The sequence below is a fragment of the Halomonas sp. genome (genome assembly GCF_034520545.1).
Classification (GTDB): Bacteria; Pseudomonadota; Gammaproteobacteria; order Pseudomonadales; family Halomonadaceae; genus Halomonas.
Window position 1 is genome coordinate 114,749 of the sequence record NZ_JAXHNN010000010.1, and the last position, 15,960, is coordinate 130,708.

General features: G+C 53.9%; 19 protein-coding genes and 1 pseudogene. 15 read left to right on the plus strand and 5 right to left on the minus strand.

The genetic code is table 11. From position 1 onward, the window contains the following. Positions 1-10 precede the first annotated feature (10 nt). From mntA to U5L98_RS09035, 5 genes are read left to right on the plus strand one after another with little or no spacing between them, the layout of a single operon-like run. Positions 11-502 (plus strand): type VII toxin-antitoxin system MntA family adenylyltransferase antitoxin, encoded by a 492-nt coding sequence (mntA, locus tag U5L98_RS09015; RefSeq protein WP_322557985.1) that lies wholly within the window; start codon positions 11-13, stop codon positions 500-502. Continuing rightward, a complete protein-coding gene (gene hepT, locus U5L98_RS09020; protein WP_322557986.1) occupies positions 492-902 on the plus strand; it encodes a type VII toxin-antitoxin system HepT family RNase toxin in 411 nt (136 codons plus the stop codon). Before mntA ends, hepT begins: the two co-directional genes overlap by 11 nt. A 39-nt stretch (positions 903-941) precedes the next feature. Beyond that, entirely contained in the window at positions 942-1,643 is a 702-nt protein-coding gene (locus tag U5L98_RS09025) for a plasmid pRiA4b ORF-3 family protein (RefSeq protein WP_322557987.1), read from the plus strand. Between the two features lie 44 nt (positions 1,644-1,687). Next, positions 1,688-1,948 carry a hypothetical protein gene (locus tag U5L98_RS09030; RefSeq protein WP_322557988.1) on the plus strand — a complete coding sequence of 87 codons (261 nt, stop codon included), beginning with the start codon at positions 1,688-1,690 and terminating at the stop codon, positions 1,946-1,948. A 36-nt stretch (positions 1,949-1,984) separates the two neighbouring features. After that, positions 1,985-2,995: a hypothetical protein gene (locus tag U5L98_RS09035; protein ID WP_322557989.1), complete on the plus strand. Its 1,011-nt coding sequence runs from the start codon at positions 1,985-1,987 to the stop codon at positions 2,993-2,995. A 239-nt stretch (positions 2,996-3,234) separates the two neighbouring features. Here U5L98_RS09035 and U5L98_RS09040 read toward each other — a convergent pair whose 3' ends face one another. The 3 genes from U5L98_RS09040 to U5L98_RS09050 all read right to left on the minus strand — a co-directional run bounded on the left by U5L98_RS09040 (position 3,235) and on the right by U5L98_RS09050 (position 5,840). After that, the gene (locus tag U5L98_RS09040; protein ID WP_322557990.1) at positions 3,235-3,783 is read right to left on the minus strand and encodes a hypothetical protein; all 549 of its coding nucleotides are present in this window, start codon (positions 3,781-3,783) and stop codon (positions 3,235-3,237) included. Next, positions 3,780-4,091, minus strand: coding sequence for a DUF1778 domain-containing protein (locus tag U5L98_RS09045; RefSeq protein ID WP_322557991.1), 312 nt, complete (start codon positions 4,089-4,091; stop codon positions 3,780-3,782). Before U5L98_RS09045 ends, U5L98_RS09040 begins: the two co-directional genes overlap by 4 nt. A gap of 360 nt (positions 4,092-4,451) precedes the next feature. Beyond that, positions 4,452-5,840 carry an IS1380 family transposase gene (locus tag U5L98_RS09050; RefSeq protein ID WP_322557992.1) on the minus strand — a complete coding sequence of 463 codons (1,389 nt, stop codon included), beginning with the start codon at positions 5,838-5,840 and terminating at the stop codon, positions 4,452-4,454. Between the two features lie 276 nt (positions 5,841-6,116). Here U5L98_RS09050 and U5L98_RS09055 point away from each other — a divergent pair, with 276 nt between their 5' ends. The 5 genes from U5L98_RS09055 (at position 6,117) to U5L98_RS09075 (ending at position 11,650) form a co-directional block, all read left to right on the plus strand. After that, on the plus strand, positions 6,117-6,596 hold the full coding sequence (locus U5L98_RS09055) for a hypothetical protein (RefSeq protein WP_322557993.1): 480 nt from the start codon (positions 6,117-6,119) through the stop codon (positions 6,594-6,596). 482 nt (positions 6,597-7,078) lie between these two features. Beyond that, entirely contained in the window at positions 7,079-8,548 is a 1,470-nt protein-coding gene (locus U5L98_RS09060; protein WP_322557994.1) for a DEAD/DEAH box helicase, read from the plus strand. A gap of 1,129 nt (positions 8,549-9,677) precedes the next feature. Beyond that, the gene (locus tag U5L98_RS09065) at positions 9,678-10,025 is read left to right on the plus strand and encodes a hypothetical protein (protein WP_322557995.1); all 348 of its coding nucleotides are present in this window, start codon (positions 9,678-9,680) and stop codon (positions 10,023-10,025) included. Between the two features lie 16 nt (positions 10,026-10,041). Further along, the gene (locus U5L98_RS09070) at positions 10,042-10,314 is read left to right on the plus strand and encodes a hypothetical protein (protein WP_322557996.1); all 273 of its coding nucleotides are present in this window, start codon (positions 10,042-10,044) and stop codon (positions 10,312-10,314) included. 1,147 nt (positions 10,315-11,461) lie between these two features. Further along, a complete protein-coding gene (locus U5L98_RS09075) occupies positions 11,462-11,650 on the plus strand; it encodes a hypothetical protein (protein WP_322557997.1) in 189 nt (62 codons plus the stop codon). 453 nt (positions 11,651-12,103) lie between these two features. Here U5L98_RS09075 and U5L98_RS09080 read toward each other — a convergent pair whose 3' ends face one another. Further along, positions 12,104-12,286 carry an SIMPL domain-containing protein gene (locus tag U5L98_RS09080; protein WP_322557998.1) on the minus strand — a complete coding sequence of 61 codons (183 nt, stop codon included), beginning with the start codon at positions 12,284-12,286 and terminating at the stop codon, positions 12,104-12,106. 521 nt (positions 12,287-12,807) lie between these two features. Between U5L98_RS09080 and U5L98_RS09085 the strand changes: the two genes are divergently transcribed. The 4 genes from U5L98_RS09085 to U5L98_RS09095 all read left to right on the plus strand — a co-directional run bounded on the left by U5L98_RS09085 (position 12,808) and on the right by U5L98_RS09095 (position 14,095). Then, positions 12,808-13,212 (plus strand): hypothetical protein, encoded by a 405-nt coding sequence (locus tag U5L98_RS09085; RefSeq protein WP_322557999.1) that lies wholly within the window; start codon positions 12,808-12,810, stop codon positions 13,210-13,212. 104 nt (positions 13,213-13,316) lie between these two features. Continuing rightward, positions 13,317-13,547 (plus strand): antitoxin Xre-like helix-turn-helix domain-containing protein, encoded by a 231-nt coding sequence (locus U5L98_RS18975; protein WP_416208253.1) that lies wholly within the window; start codon positions 13,317-13,319, stop codon positions 13,545-13,547. Next, the gene (locus U5L98_RS18980) at positions 13,522-13,689 is read left to right on the plus strand and encodes an antitoxin Xre/MbcA/ParS toxin-binding domain-containing protein (protein ID WP_416208254.1); all 168 of its coding nucleotides are present in this window, start codon (positions 13,522-13,524) and stop codon (positions 13,687-13,689) included. Before U5L98_RS18975 ends, U5L98_RS18980 begins: the two co-directional genes overlap by 26 nt. A gap of 13 nt (positions 13,690-13,702) precedes the next feature. Then, the gene (locus U5L98_RS09095) at positions 13,703-14,095 is read left to right on the plus strand and encodes an RES family NAD+ phosphorylase (protein ID WP_322558001.1); all 393 of its coding nucleotides are present in this window, start codon (positions 13,703-13,705) and stop codon (positions 14,093-14,095) included. A 108-nt stretch (positions 14,096-14,203) separates the two neighbouring features. Here the strand turns inward: U5L98_RS09095 and U5L98_RS09100 are convergent. Continuing rightward, positions 14,204-14,398 (minus strand): annotated as a pseudogene (locus U5L98_RS09100) (helix-turn-helix domain-containing protein); the annotation flags it as partial. Positions 14,399-14,503: 105 nt separating this feature from the next. Here U5L98_RS09100 and U5L98_RS09105 point away from each other — a divergent pair. Next, complete coding sequence (locus tag U5L98_RS09105; protein WP_322557992.1) at positions 14,504-15,892, plus strand: IS1380 family transposase; 1,389 nt, start codon at positions 14,504-14,506, stop codon at positions 15,890-15,892. The last annotated feature ends 68 nt before the right edge of the window (positions 15,893-15,960 follow it).

A 15,960-nucleotide genomic window follows, 5' to 3' on the forward strand; every position in this document is an offset into this window, starting at 1 on the left:
CGGAAAGGTCGTGCCCGCCTTGCAAAAGCAATCACGTGGTACGCTTGCGACACTACTCGCCGAACCGGTCATTCGTATGCTGGAGTCCACCACGAGCCTGGCAACATCTGAACGGGAACACTGCGTCACTTTACTAACCGATGCCTTGCCGGGCTTGCAGGCTGTCTATCTGTTTGGCAGCCAGGTGACAGGCGATGCTTCTCCTCAAAGCGATGTCGACCTGGCCGTCCTGCTGCCGAGTCCCCTCTCGGCAGAGCAGCGTTGGGATCTGATGGCGACGCTGGCCAATCGGCTGGATCGCGATGTCGACCTGGTGGACCTGCGTCGAGCCACGACGGTCATGCAGTACCAGGTGATCAGCGAGGGGTTGCGGTTGTGGAGCCAGGGAAGCGGCGCCGACGAATTCGAGCTTGCCGTGTTGAGCGAATACTGGGATCTGCAGATCCAGCGGCGTGGACTGATTGACGATATCAAGCAGCGAGGCACCGTTCATGGCCGATGAGGTCCTGCTCAACAAGGCGGCCACCATAGAACGCTGCGTGGCGCGCGTACGCGAAGAGTACGATAAGGACCCCGCCACCTTCGAGATCGACCAGACGCGCCAGGATGCCGCCATCCTGAACCTGCAGCGTGCCTGTGAAGCCGCCATCGATGCTGGCAACCGCCTGATCCGGCTCCGGCAACTGGGGTTGCCGCAAAGCTCACGGAATGTCTTCGAGATGCTCGCCCAGGCGCAACTGATCACCCCTGAGCTGGCCAGGGTCATGCAGCAGATGACGGGATTTCGCAACATCGCCGTGCATGACTATCAGGCGGTACAGATACCCATCGTTATCGCCATCATCCAGAAACATACCGATGACCTGCTCGACTTCGCTCGCCAGGTGATTAAGCTGGCGTGATCCTTTTCGTCACCACTGTCAGCCGAAGCCGAAAATGCCATGCCCGACATTCGCCTGCGTATCGAATTGCTCGACACCGATCCCCTGGTCTGGCGCTCCTTGTTGGTGCCGGAGCAGATCAACCTTCACCGCCTGCACGAGGTCATCCAGGTTGTTATGGGCTGGGAAGATTCCCACCTCTTCGAGTTTGAGTGCGGCGGCCGCTACTATGGCGAGCCGGACGACTGGAGCGACCGGCCCATCGCGTTGGCGCGTAACGCCAAACTCAAAGCCATCGCCTCGCGACTGCAGGACAACACCTTCCACTACCTCTACGATTTCGGCGACGACTGGCTGCATCGCATCGTGGTGGAGGAAACCGGCCTCGCCGAGACCAACCCCTGCCCACGGCTGATCGATGGCGCCATGGCCTGCCCGCCTGAGGATATTGGCGGCACCATAGGGTTCGCCGCGCTCAAGGACGCCGCCGCCGGGCGCGGCGACGAGAACGGCGAGATGCTACTGGACGCCATGGGCGGCCACTTCGATCCGGAAAGGCTGGACGAGGAGGAGATCGAGTTCATGCTCGAGCCGATCCAGGCCGGGTTTCGCCGGGGCGGCCGTAAGGCCTCCGAACGGGGTATGCCACCGGGTATTGCTGCCAAGCGGGATATGGAATCCTCGCACTACGAGGAGAACCTTCGCAGCATCGAGCAACTGATGCAGGCGCTGCAGGCCGAGAGAGACAGGAATCGGAAATAATGGCGGACCGTCAACACTCTTGCAGGTACATGCCGGCAGAAGGCGTGTACATCCACCTGGCCGAGAATTTTCTCGAAGAGGATAAGTACTGGCGCTGGTGTCTGTACTTCGAGCGCAATGCGAGGGAAGAAGATCTGGAGTTGTACCATATGCTGGAGCAGGAGGGTGATGCTCTCTGGTGTGCGGCCATCGGTATCAGCCATTGCCCTTTCTGCGGTGAGGCTCTGCCTGGCGATCCGCTCAAGGAAGGTCGTACCGCCGAGATGGTCATGACCGACTACCGCTTCGACTGGTTGGGTAGATAATTCCAAGTTCGTTGTCAGGAGCCGTAATAACGAACCATGAGTGAATACCAGTACTACGAATTCCTAGCTGTGGACCGGCCCTTGAGCGTGGAGGACCAGCGGGCGCTGCGCACAATTTCCAGCCGGGCACGCATTACGGCAACCAGCTTCACCAACCACTATGAGTGGGGCAACCTGAAGGCCGACCCCACCCGGCTGCTGCTGCGCTTCTTCGACCTGCATGTCTATGTGGCGATGTGGGGAACGAAGCGCCTGCTGATTCGGCTTCCCGGGACGGCCCTTTCTCTGGCGGATCTGGACGTCTTCCAGCTGGATGAGTGTGATCTGCTGGAGGTCCGTCAGACCCCCGATGGTTGGCTGATCGACATAGATGTAGAAGGTGATGAAGAGGCCGCCTGGGACGAATTCGACGATGGTAGCGGCTGGATGGGGACGCTGGCGGGGTTGCGCCAAGAGCTGCTCTCCGGTGACCTGCGGCTGTTCTATCTGTGTTGGCTGTGGTCCGTGCAGGCCGGCCATATCCGCGAAGAAGTCCTGGAGCCACTGCCAGGTATTGGCCCCCTGACCTCCAGTCAGCATGCGCTGGCCGAGTTCATGGCGCTCGATCCCATGCTGGTGGAGGCGGCTGCTGAGTCCGGCGAGAGGGCACCTACCGGCAGTGAGGTCGAGGGCTTTGTCGTAACCCTCCCTCTGCATGAAAAGAATGCGCTGTTACGGCGCCTGCTGGAAGGTGACGGCAGCGTGACAGCCGAACTGCAGCGACGCCTTCGCCAGTATGGTCAGGCGGATCAGCCGCCTCGGCGCAGCGTGGCCGAGCTGAAGATACAGGCCGGACGCCTCTCACGAGCGACATCGCCAGGCCTATTTGAAGGAAAAGGCACGCCGGCAAGCGGAGCAGGCGGCGGCAGAAGAGAAGCAGCGCCGGGAGCGAATGGCCCAGGTGGCCAGGTTGGGCGAGCAAGCTTGGGAGGAAGTGCTGAGCCAGATTGGCCGTCGGCAGCCCAAGGGCTACGAGTCGGCCGCCAGTCTGCTGGCAGACCTGCGTGAGCTGGCCACTGAGCGCGGTAGTCAGGCCGCCTTCGAGGAGCGCCTGGCCAGAATCGTGGCCGAGCATCGGCGCAAGGGGCGCTTCCTCGAACAGTTGCAACGACTTGGGCTCTTGCCATGATGTCTGAGAAGCCTCGCACTTTTCTGGCAGATGCCGGGACGCCACATTCACAACCACTGCGCTGAAGCTGACCACCGATCCAGAGGCTGTCGTCATACCGGGCTTTGGTATCCAGTCTTCAGCCCCCAACCAGTTGGCGAATCGTTGCCAAGGGCATGAACATCCTGAGTGGGTTGGAAGGCAGCGGTTGGAAGCCGTAGCTTTGATAGAGCATCTGACGGCGCTGGACCTGTCGGGGGTCGCCACAGTCGAGGACATCCAGCATCGCAACAGCGATGCCCAGATCTTCAGCCACATGAGCGATCCTCGCCAGGCAATCGGCCAGCAGGACCCCCCCATGGCCGCTCCCCTGGCACTTCCGATCCACGCCGATCATCGAAATGTAGGCAGCCGGGATACTGCCGTGCCCGGGGCGATGTCGTGCAAATCGGTTAGGCAGATCCGTATAGTCGACGGCATGAGCATTCAATGAATAGAACCCCATGACGTCGCCGCCAGAGCTTACCAGCACGAAGGTGCGCAAGTTGTTGGCTTTGGCGAGCCGGTTGGCCGTCTGGCGGAAGAAATTATCGACTTTCGAAACACCACATGAAAAAGCCGTTCGATCATGTTTCTCAGGATCAAGCGGCTCGATGATATTGCGCCCTTCCGGGTTGACCTCTTTCACCGCGACTCCGAGGTCCTGTCGCGTTGCAAAAAGGCCTCGCGGAGTTTCTCGGTCGGCGCGGGAGCATTGTCCAGTGCGGAGAAGAAGGCCTCATGGTCCACTGCCTCAAGCGTGGTGCGCTGGTGGGCGGCGAGGGTTTGCATAGCCGAGTGGTAGGCGGCGCTCATGGCGAAAGTGGACGCATCGACCCCCGACAACGCCGCTGCCTGCTGGATCGTGGCCTTGATGCTCGGCTTGGCCCGAAAGTACATCCGCGTGGTGGCCTTCTCATTCACGGTGTCGGGCATATCCTCTTGGACAGTTGACATGGCAGCCTCCTGATTCATGGAACCCTGTACTCATACTGTACGCCTGAAGGGCGTACAGTATCAAGAAGCGTCTGACGCTGGTCGAGGCCTATGAGGCCAGACACTTCCCCGTCGATCTGCCGGAGCCCATTCGACCCGCCTATTTCATCACGGCCTTCGGCGAGCGGCATTTCAGGGCTTCCCGACGGGGCTGACTGAGCGACCGCCGGATCCCGCCTCTGAGCGGCGCGGCATTGATAGCTTTATGTTCTCATTTTTGTCGATTTTATTGCTATCAGCTATTGATAGCTGTCGATTGGCCACGGGGAATCCTCGGCGAGATGCCGATCTCGGTGGCTATCCGTGCTGTCTTGGGGAGGGCTACGACAAGGCGCCCAATCGCGGTAGCGCCTTCAGCGCCGAGGGCCACCATCGGTCCGCGGCGGCGCCTAGCCGCAGCGTGATCTGCCGGGCGTGCACCGTGATCGTTGCCGCGACCTTGAGCAGCTGCTCCCGCAGCCGTATCAGGCTCCAGCCCTGCTGTGTCTGCCCCTCGACCAGGCAGCGCAGCCCATGCAGCACCTGATAGGCGCAGAGACTCAACAACAGGTTGGCCTGGTTGCGTGCCATCACGTCCTGCACCGTGGAGGCGCCACGGTCCGTCGACGAGAGATGAACGTTGAGCGCCGACTTCAGCTCGCCCATGTGGGCCTCGGCCTTGCCGCGCTTGCGGTAGAGTGCCAGCACCTTCTCCGGTGGGTAGTCGAGCTTGTTGAGGTTGGTGACCAGGAAGAACGCATGAAACAGCAGGTCGTCGGGATTCTCCTGAACCACCAGCACCACGCGCCGCGGGGACTCCCAACTTTCCGCCTGGTATTCCAGGTCATGGCACCACTCGCGGGGTGTCTCGGGCGGTCTGCCGGGCGGCCGGGTGAGGTAAGGCTCAGCCTTGGCCTGCAATATCGAGTTGCTCTTCAATCTCCCCAGATAGGCGATGTCCCGGGTATCCATGGCCGTTAGCGTCTCGCCATCGGTGAAGCCGGCATCCAGGCGCACCTGTATCTGGGCCACGTCCAGGTTCAGGCCTTCCGCCATGCGCTGGACCAGATGCGGAATCCAGGTATCGGCATCCTCGGCCGGCCCGACATTGCCCGCACGCAACAGGCCGCCGACCATATCACCGGTCTCGGCAATGGAGGCGATCAGCGGCGAATAGATGCGGGCACCGGCGTAGCCGTTGAAGGCGGAGCCGCCCTGGTGGCCGAAGACCTCGATCGGCAGGCCGTCGATATCCAGGGTCAAGTGCTTGGTGCGGTGGCCCCCGTGTAGCGAGCGCAGCCGCCAGATGGCCAGGCGCAGCAAGCCCTCGTGAAGCGTATCGATGTTGTCATCCATCCCCAGACAGCCGAGTAGCCGCGACAGAGTCGCTTGGGAAGGACGTGCCTGGCCCAAGGGAGTCAGCCCGCGGGCATCGCTACATGCCAAGTGCCAGAGCGGGTCCTGCTGGAGGGTGCCGGTATCGCTCAGGTCATACCAGCCCATGGCGCGTTGGAGCACCACGGTGCGGATCTGACTGGCCAGCGAATGACGGACTCGCAACGGGTCCCGCGGGTCGACGAGGTGGTCTTCCATGGCCTCGACGGCACCGCTGCGATCGAGGGCTTCACGGAGCAACAAGGTGCCGGCATCACTGGTGGTCGCGTCGCCGCTGAGCTGGACGTTGAGGGAGCCGTTGCAGGAGGGCGACCAGGTCGTTAGGGTTTCACCCATGGCGGTTGGTCCTCTGGAATCAGGTTCTTGGTCGAACTTTCTGATTTATCAAGAGGATACCAGCCGCCATCTTCATTTTCAGGCCTGCCCGGTGAATATCCCAGGATGAAGAATTAATAAACTTTACAGCACTGACAACATCAATCCCCATTGACGTCTATATAAAGTCAACTGGAAAAGCGAATTTTCTTTCAGACACTGCCAGAGATACTTCCTGTTATTAAAGATCTGGATTCTCGGTCTCATGCTAGATTATTAGCTCTTACTTCTCTAACGATGTTATATTCTGAATTATGGCAATCCTGCTGGCAGGACGACTTCAAGCAAACCCGCTGGGCCAGCCAGAGCCCGCTGCTCGATCACGACTTCTTCGCCAAGCTCACCCCGGAGTGGCAACGCCACTGCGCCCTGCGCAATGACTACGCCCGCCGCCAGGCCTTGGTCGAGATCGATGTGCTGGTCGCCCAGGCGCTGGGCATGACCCTGGAAGAGCTCAAGACCATCTACCGCGTGCAGTTTTCGGTGATGCGCCAGTACGAGGCCGACACCTGGTACGACGCCTCCGGCCGCATCGTCTTCACCCCCAGCAAGGGCCTCGTCGGCGTCGGCCTGCCCCGCCGAGCCAACAGCCAAGGACCTGGACAACGACATCCACTACTCCATCGAAACCGCCGAGCGCACCGAGTACGGAATAGCCCTCGGCTGGGAAGATATCCAGAACATGACCCAGGGCATCGTCCGCAAGACCTATCTTGACGACACCCTCCCCGACGGGCCCCTACAAAAGACCGTCAAATCCCGCGCCCCCTTCACCCGCCCTGATCGGGAGAAGGATTATGAAGAAGCCTGGGCGTTTTTTGCGGAGTACCCGGGGCGTGAAGATGGATCACTATTCCGTAACAATCATCAATGTTGCGTGGTTTTAATGGGCAATGGCCTCTTCACAAAACAGCATAGCCGATAAATTTTTATAGGTGATTTATGGAATGGCCGTCACCAGAATTGTTAAGCCAGGTGGTAAAGTCAGGCTAAAGGCAAATCCTTCCAGAGTAGGCGTTGTCGGGAGAGATCTGGATGGTCAGGGTGGAGGGCGACAGGGTCTTAGTCACCTTTATGGATGGCGCTGAAGACTTTATCATTTTTTCAGCTCTTGAACCCGTTGACTCTAAACCTTTAAAGCCCTATGACTTATTTAGACAGGGGAGACTTGGAACTCAGCGACCAATATAAGGCGCTCAATGACCTACCACCGGACTAAGTGGAAGGCTAAGCAAACCAACCTCATCTGCCTAGCACCTGACTTTACGACTAATACTCAGTTTCTGGCATATCAGTTTAAACCAGTTGTCAATTTCCTCGACTCGCCTAGCAATGGCATCCTTATCGCAGATGAAGTGGGTTTGGGAAAAACGATCGAGGCTGGGTTGATATGGACTGAACTGAAGGCAAGAGTTGATGCCAAACGACTTTTAGTGTTGCTGCCCAGCAGTCTCCGACTGAGAAAATGGAAGTTTGAACTTATTGAAAGATTTGGGGTTAAAGCTGACATCGTCAACGCTGACTCATTGCTAAAAAATTTACAATCATCTGTTAGAAACCCTTATGACGAATTTGCTGTTATAGGCAGCATTCAGGGCTTACGCCCTCCGAAGGACTATGAAAGCTCCGGCAACATCTCAGCCTCAGGAAAATTAGCACGTTTTATAGAAAACTCGGCTAGCGACACTCCTCTCCTAGACCTCGTGATAATCGATGAAGCTCACTACCTGAGGAACGAAGGGACGCAGACTCATAAGCTAGGCCGACTAATCAGGCCAATTACCGAAAGCCTTGTCATGTTATCTGCAACACCCATTCAGCTGCATAGCCGTGATTTATTCAACCTGTTAAACTTACTAGACGAAGGTTCATTTCCATATGAAACATCATTTGATGAAGTTATTGAAGCCAACAAGCCACTTATAAAACTTCGAAGTCTTGTGCTTTCTGGAAAAGCTACACCTGAAAGCTATCATGAATTAATTCGAGAGGCGATAGACTCTCCTATATTTAGAAACAGCAAACAATTAGAGCACCTTTCATCCCGATCTCTTGGCGAAAAAGACTTTCAATCACCAGCCTTCAAATCTCAAATTGCTTATGATCTTGAAAAGGTAAACCCCCTCAGCAGAATCCTGACCCGCACACTAAAAAGAGATGTACAGACAGACAGAACGCGTCGCCATCCAACTGCTATAAAAGTTAACATGACGCCAACAGAAGAACAGTTCTACAATATTGTTACGGAAGAAGTTAGAGATTACTGCATCGACCATGGGCTTTCAACAGGTTTTATTCTAACTACACCACAACGGCAAATGTCCAGTTGCATGGCAGCCGCATGTCAGAGATGGTATGAAGTAGGACATGGTGTGGAAAGTCTGGTTGAAAACGTAGATGATACAACTTCAGACACTACCAGCGAAGTCCACAAGGATGGAAGCAGCAGTGAAGTCGCCGCTGTTGGAAATCTTGTAAAACGACTGGTAGAGATATCTAAAGACGTGGGTGACTATCACTCACTAAAGCAACAAGACTCAAAATTCCTATCGCTCCATGATAACTTGGAACAGTACTGGAAGACAATCCAGACAACAAAGTATTACTATTTGCTTTTTTCAGAGGCACTCTCGCCTATCTCCACGACAGGCTTAAAGAAAAAGGTATAAGGTCACTTGTCCTCCACGGCGGTATGAATAAATACGAAGCGATAACAAGATTCAAAGAAGATCATGAAATCGAGGATTCTTCTTTCTTCAGAGGCAGCCTCAGAGGACGTACCGATCCGCAGTCTCCGTACAAGCCCTACTTATTGATACTGTACTGACGCCTTCCTTGGAATCCAATGCGAATTGAGCAAAGGATTGGCCGGATCGATCGTATTGGTCAGACCAAGGAAAGAATCTTGATATGGAATTTTGTATACTGCAGACACGATTGATGAACGCATATATGACAGGCTTCTAGCTAGGCTGAACGTCTTCGAAGGGTCTCTGGGGGAGCTTGAAGCTGACTCTAGGCGAAGCAACCAACAAAATCACAAAGGAGATTTTTACGCATAAATTAAGCAAATTAGAGGAAGAAAAGAGAAGATCGAGCTTGCACGAGTGGCTATCGAAAGGAATCAAAAAGATCAAGAGCTTCTCGAAAAGAGGCCAACCACCTTATTGCACATGGAGACTTCATACAGAGCAGACGTGCAAATCTGCCAAGGATGCAGGCAGATTCATAAGCGGAGATGACCTTTTTTCTTTATGTTAAAGATTATCTTACGTCACACTGATGAAGGTTCACGGCTTGTGGCTCTCAGAACTCTCAACGAAACACTCAGACAAAATGCTACTGCGATCTATCAGTAGATGCCAAAGCTAGTTTCGAGGAATTATGTTAAGCAAAATCACCTCCCTAGGAAAAACTTCGAGTACTAGCAAATTTACCCCCTCCCTTAATATTTGATAATCAACATAGGGATAACTCGCCTCGTTTCGAACGCATCACTCAGGAGCACCCCCTCGTCAGATTTATCACATTTAATCTTTCTAAGCTTGATGCTAAACAAAGGCCCTATACAGTAAACTCAATAAAAGTAAGTTCAAACAAATCTCCTGATATCAACAAAGGCATTTACGTATTTTCAATACATATGTGCTCAGTATCTGGTGCCTTGGATATAGAAAAGATGGAGTATGCAGTGGCTGAAATTGGTGCCGACCATGTATTGAGCTCTGATGAATCAGAATTGATAATTAATAAAGCGGCAATGAATGGTAATGACTGGCTATCGGCACGAAACGGGGATTGACCCTGTCGACTGCTGCTTCTACTTTCGAGCTTTGCAGGGAAGCCGCAGAAGACAGGCTTAACGCTTATCAATATAGCATGCAGAGACAAAATGAGGACAGGATAAACCTTATGGCGAGCTCTATTGAAAGAAGAAAATCGATTGAAAGAGAGAGAATAGTGAAAGCCATAGAAACCCTGTCGGCTTCATCTGACAGTAAAAAGCACCGAATGATACCGGCCAACAAGGCCAGGCTTGAAAAACTCAATAATTCTTTTGACAAGAAGATTGCAGAGGTGAATCTGAAATCCAAGATTGAGCCAAGAACGCTTTTTGTTTCTAGTGGTGTGATCAAGGTCTCTTGATATCAGAGGGCTAGGCATGAAAAACAAGGCAATGGAATTAGCGCTGTTAAAGGCGGGAAGCAAAAAAGCCCTGAAAATCACAATAAACCAATGGAAAGAACTGAAAATACTTCTAGCAACAAGAGAACAAAACAGAAAAAAAATGCGGGCCTATTTGGCCGTGGTAATAAAAAAGATAAGCGAAGGGAGGCCAATGCTGGCAAACAGCACGGTACGTGCTATTCGTGGCTCACAAAAAAGTGAAAATAAAAAATTTGGTTACAGAGCCAGTGGGGCACCCCAGTTCTAAAAATGTAGACTACGGGATAAAAAGAGTTGATATTAGCATTTATGATGGGGTGGCGGCGAAAATAAAAAAAGCCCACAAAAAACTCACAAATAGAAAACCACCCTAAATTAACACCCACAGGCGATATTTCTTCCATTGCCACTCAAGACGAATTTGCACAACTATGAACTGATCAATCTACCTCAGCAACGGTAAGTAATTCCGGCCTGAAGGCTCAATCAATAGTGATAGTGATCATGAATTAATTATTGGACTGGACTTTGGTACTTCATATGTGAAAGCCGTTGTTGGTGACAGGATATTAGACAAGGCATTTGCAGTCCCGTTTCTATCTTCAACGGATATAAATGCATATCTTCTTCCGAGCAATTTATATAAGACTCCAAGTGGAGAATACTCTCTATCTCCGGACGTCTCTTCGAACGTGGTCAAAATAAACGACATAAAATTAAAAATTATTGAAAGTAAATCTTTCGATGATAATGAAGTAATCGAACATGCTGTGGCCTTCATTTCACTTGTTCTTACGAAGGATTCGTGCATGGTTCCTGGAACATAACAACGACATCTATTCTGGAGTACTCTTCTTATTATGGCGCCTTGCTGCTAGGAATTCCTTCTGCGCATAAAGATGAAGGAAGCGTGGCTATCTATGGGTTATTATCAACTGCTGCTTGGCTTCTCTTCAACCTCAGATGAGGAAACAATTGCGCTTCACAGAAACGTTTCATCCAGACTATTTCTGTACGAAGCTCAGACAAATTAAAGAATAAATGGAGCGGGCAGAGAGGGAACATGAAGAATATTTGAAGTTCTAGCTATTCCAGAAATTGCTGCTCAGATACATGGCTACGTGGTTTCAGATAGCTTTGATCCAAAAGCAGATAATATCTACTTAATGGCAGACATAGGTGCAGGAACAGTAGATTCTTCTCTATTCAGAGTAGAAGTAAAGAATGGAAGAGATAACTTTTCTTTTTTCACAACATCGGTTGAAGATAATGGCGTCTATAACCTTCACTTTGAGCGCCTTTCTTAGTGGCTGCATTCGCTGAGTCAAGTTTTGCCGAAAAATAGCCACATCCTTAGTTCTTTACAAGAACACCTAGACCAAAGGTTAGTTTTAGAAAAGACGCCAGAATCATTCATGGATTATGTCAGCGGTGTTAAAATTTCTTTTCTTTCAAAGGTAGATGATCCAGATATTGCTTTTTATAAAAAACGTCTTCTTTCTCAAATTCGTGGTCGGACATTCTATGATGCTAAACAACGTTACAATATTCCTGAGCATCAATTGGCAGGTGTTCCATTCTTTCTATGCGGGGGAGGAAGTTAAATGCGATATTACAGAAAACTTAAAAATGATTTGAAAATCTTTCCTGGATTTACATGGCTAAAAGCATCGCCAAGAAGACTTAATATTCCCAATAATCTGGTTGCGCCAGGAGTCTCAAAGAATAACTACGACCGTCTCTCTGTCGCTTATGGACTTAGCTTGATTGAACCAGGAAGGGTCTCATGTTATCCCGGAGCCAACTGCAAATGTTTCAGCAATATCAACGATAGCTGGAAAGACAGGTATATCGAAGAATGAATTTTGGATTCCATTCAATAATTTGAATAATCAATTATTGGTTATTTTTTATCAAAATTAATACAGTATTCGACTCTGATTTTCCAAACAACATCAACACTAGCGCTTACATTTACTCGATTTATCCGGATTTATGGGGACCCTCCTCAGGCTCTTCGGAAACACTTCTATGCATCGCCATGGACGACAAGGGCCTCATCTTTGGATCTGGATTCGATTGAAATCAGGTTGGAGATTGACACGGGCAACATCCTCAACGACCTCCACCAAGCTTACCAACGATACATCAAGCGCCTCTGCCATACCTTGAGCCTTTGTTTTAGCATTACTAGTCGCTTTTTTCACTGCTTCAGCCTGGAGTTCCTCGGGGGTTTTCAAGCTTATAGTGAACACCTTTGAATGATATTCACACCTTGGGCTGTCAAGGCATTTAATGCCGATGAAAACAATTGTCAACATCATGAATTACCGAACTCACGGTTCGGGACTCTCGGGTTAAGTAGAAATCATTATCTTTTTTTTGACTAATACCTGAATCTGCTTTCACTCGTTCAATTTTAAAGGCTCCCGTCTTCAACACTCCTTTTCCTATCCCGACTTCTTCTAGATATCCGGCTAGATTCGAGATCCTGTCCTCTAGAGTCTTTTTCGAACTCTGAAGATCTTTTGGCTTCGGACTTTCGTTAAATTTACCTTTTCCACTTGAAACTGACTCCCAGAATGCTGCACTCCTATTCTGCGGCCCTATCTGGCTTTGGATCAAGACGTGCGGTTCCAGTAACCCGAATAACGCCTGCTTCATTTTCGCCCGCCATGAGACAGCTCCTCAGAAATCATTTCAAAGCCTGAATAGACAGCCTAGTATAAGGACCATGAAATTTCTTGGATGATTTCTTCTGATGCGTATCGCTGAGCCTTCGCTTCTCATTCGTATATCTCGCAGCTGGCATGAGGGCATCTCCACACAAGCGCTCTTCGAGGCCACCCGTGGCGTCTGGAAAATCGGCGAGCGCCGTGAACAGGTCGAACTGGTCTTTGCTGTGGCGTCTGGCATCGTTCGTGAGGTCTATCGCGTGCATGCCTGGCATCCAGCCGGCACCACGCTCTATCACACACGAGTGCCGGTGGAGGTCGCTATCCAGGGCCGGTGGGAATTTACCGGTGAACTGGCTGATGAGCTGCTGCGCTCACGCTACCTGGGCACCGATGTGTCCGATTTCTTTTCGCCTGGCAGCAGCAACCCGATCACAGTATGTCAATGTCCCGATCAACCATTGATCGAACCCCTATCCTGCGGCCTGTGAAGGAATGGCAATATGCCTTACATTACACGGCATCTTGCCTAAATCTGGAGAATGAGGCCGTGGAAGCGCTCGATATCGATGTGGAAAACGCCGTCACCCGGCTCATGGGTGGGCATCATGGCGCCGGGGCCGATGAGTTGATCCGCCAGGGCGTGCCATTGGCGGCGCTCGATAGGCTGGCGGAGCATGGGGTTGATGTCTCTCGCCTGGGCATCATCAAGCCCCGGACCTTGAGCCATCGCCGCTCGCGAGGCGAGCCGCTCTCGGCTGAAGAAGGCGATCGCCGGCACTCGCGCCAGCAAGCTCATCCTGCTCGCCGAGGAGGTCTTCGGTAGCCGTGAGAAGGCCAACCAATGGCTACAGAAGCCAAGGAAGGCGCTGGGCGGCATCAGCGCCTTGGAGGCCAGCGCCACGACCCCCGGTTTCGTGGCGGCCGAGGAGCTTCTGGAACAGCTTCGCTTCGGGTTCACTGCGTGACGGGGCGAGTCCTGTGGCGCATCTCGAACTTCAAGGATCTCTCGGGTATCGGTGGCACCCGAGTGTCCGGGCGCTGGCACCAGCCGGGCGCCCGGTGGTTTATCTGGCCGACTGCCCGGCCACCGCGCTGCTGGAGGTGCTGGTGCATTTCGAACTGGGCCTGGATGAGTTGCCGGAGGCGTTCACCCTGCTGCGCGTCGAGCTACCCGACGATGTCGACGTGCGCGATACCTGCGACGACCTGCCGCCAGAGTGGAGCGATGACCTCACGACCACGCGACGTATCGGGGATACCTGGCTGAATGAAACCGAGACGCTGTTGCTGCGGGTACCGACCGTGATCGTGCCCCATAACTGCAACTACCTCTTCAACCCCTTCACCCCGATGCCGCCCGAGCCAAGCTGACCCACTTCGCGTTTCCGCTCGATCCCCGGCTGTTTCCGGTAGAGGAGTGAATCCCCATTGGCGGCGACTATTCCTTGCGTTTTTTTTCCTCTCAGCCTGCAGTGTCTATCAGGCATGACGAGGGGGCTTGATCAGGCTTTCGGCCGGAATACCGAACATCTCGTGAAGTTTCCAGACCATGGCGAGGGTCAGGTTCCGTTTGCCGTTCAGGATTTCATAGACGCGATTGCGCCGGCCAATGTCAGGTTCGAGATCCTTGGGGGTGAGGCCCTGCTGCTCCATACGAAACTTGATGGCCTCAATCCTGGGATATTCACCGGGCAGGCCTGAAAATGAAGATGGCGGCTGGTATCCTCTTGATAAATCAGAAAGTTCGACCAAGAACCTGATTCCAGAGGACCAACCGCCATGGGTGAAACCCTAACGACCTGGTCGCCCTCCTGCAACGGCTCCCTCAACGTCCAGCTCAGCGGCGACGCGACCACCAGTGATGCCGGCACCTTGTTGCTCCGTGAAGCCCTCGATCGCAGCGGTGCCGTCGAGGCCATGGAAGACCACCTCGTCGACCCGCGGGACCCGTTGCGAGTCCGTCATTCGCTGGCCAGTCAGATCCGCACCGTGGTGCTCCAACGCGCCATGGGCTGGTATGACCTGAGCGATACCGGCACCCTCCAGCAGGACCCGCTCTGGCACTTGGCATGTAGCGATGCCCGCGGGCTGACTCCCTTGGGCCAGGCACGTCCTTCCCAAGCGACTCTGTCGCGGCTACTCGGCTGTCTGGGGATGGATGACAACATCGATACGCTTCACGAGGGCTTGCTGCGCCTGGCCATCTGGCGGCTGCGCTCGCTACACGGGGGCCACCGCACCAAGCACTTGACCCTGGATATCGACGGCCTGCCGATCGAGGTCTTCGGCCACCAGGGCGGCTCCGCCTTCAACGGCTACGCCGGTGCCCGCATCTATTCGCCGCTGATCGCCTCCATTGCCGAGACCGGTGATATGGTCGGCGGCCTGTTGCGTGCGGGCAATGTCGGGCCGGCCGAGGATGCCGATACCTGGATTCCGCATCTGGTCCAGCGCATGGCGGAAGGCCTGAACCTGGACGTGGCCCAGATACAGGTGCGCCTGGATGCCGGCTTCACCGATGGCGAGACGCTAACGGCCATGGATACCCGGGACATCGCCTATCTGGGGAGATTGAAGAGCAACTCGATATTGCAGGCCAAGGCTGAGCCTTACCTCACCCGGCCGCCCGGCAGACCGCCCGAGACACCCCGCGAGTGGTGCCATGACCTGGAATACCAGGCGGAAAGTTGGGAGTCCCCGCGGCGCGTGGTGCTGGTGGTTCAGGAGAATCCCGACGACCTGCTGTTTCATGCGTTCTTCCTGGTCACCAACCTCAACAAGCTCGACTATCCACCGGAGAAGGTGCTGGCACTCTACCGCAAGCGCGGCAAGGCCGAGGCCCACATGGGCGAGCTGAAGTCGGCGCTCAACGTTCATCTCTCGTCGACGGACCGTGGCGCCTCCACGGTGCAGGACGTGATGGCACGCAACCAGGCCAACCTGTTGTTGAGTCTCTGCGCCTATCAGGTGCTGCATGGGCTGCGCTGCCTGGTCGAGGGGCAGACACAGCAGGGCTGGAGCCTGATACGGCTGCGGGAGCAGCTGCTCAAGGTCGCGGCAACGATCACGGTGCACGCCCGGCAGATCACGCTGCGGCTAGGCGCCGCCGCGGACCGATGGTGGCCCTCGGCGCTGAAGGCGCTACCGCGATTGGGCGCCTTGTCGTAGCCCTCCCCAAGACAGCACGGATAGCCACCGAGATCGGCATCTCGCCGAGGATTCCCCGTGGCCAATCG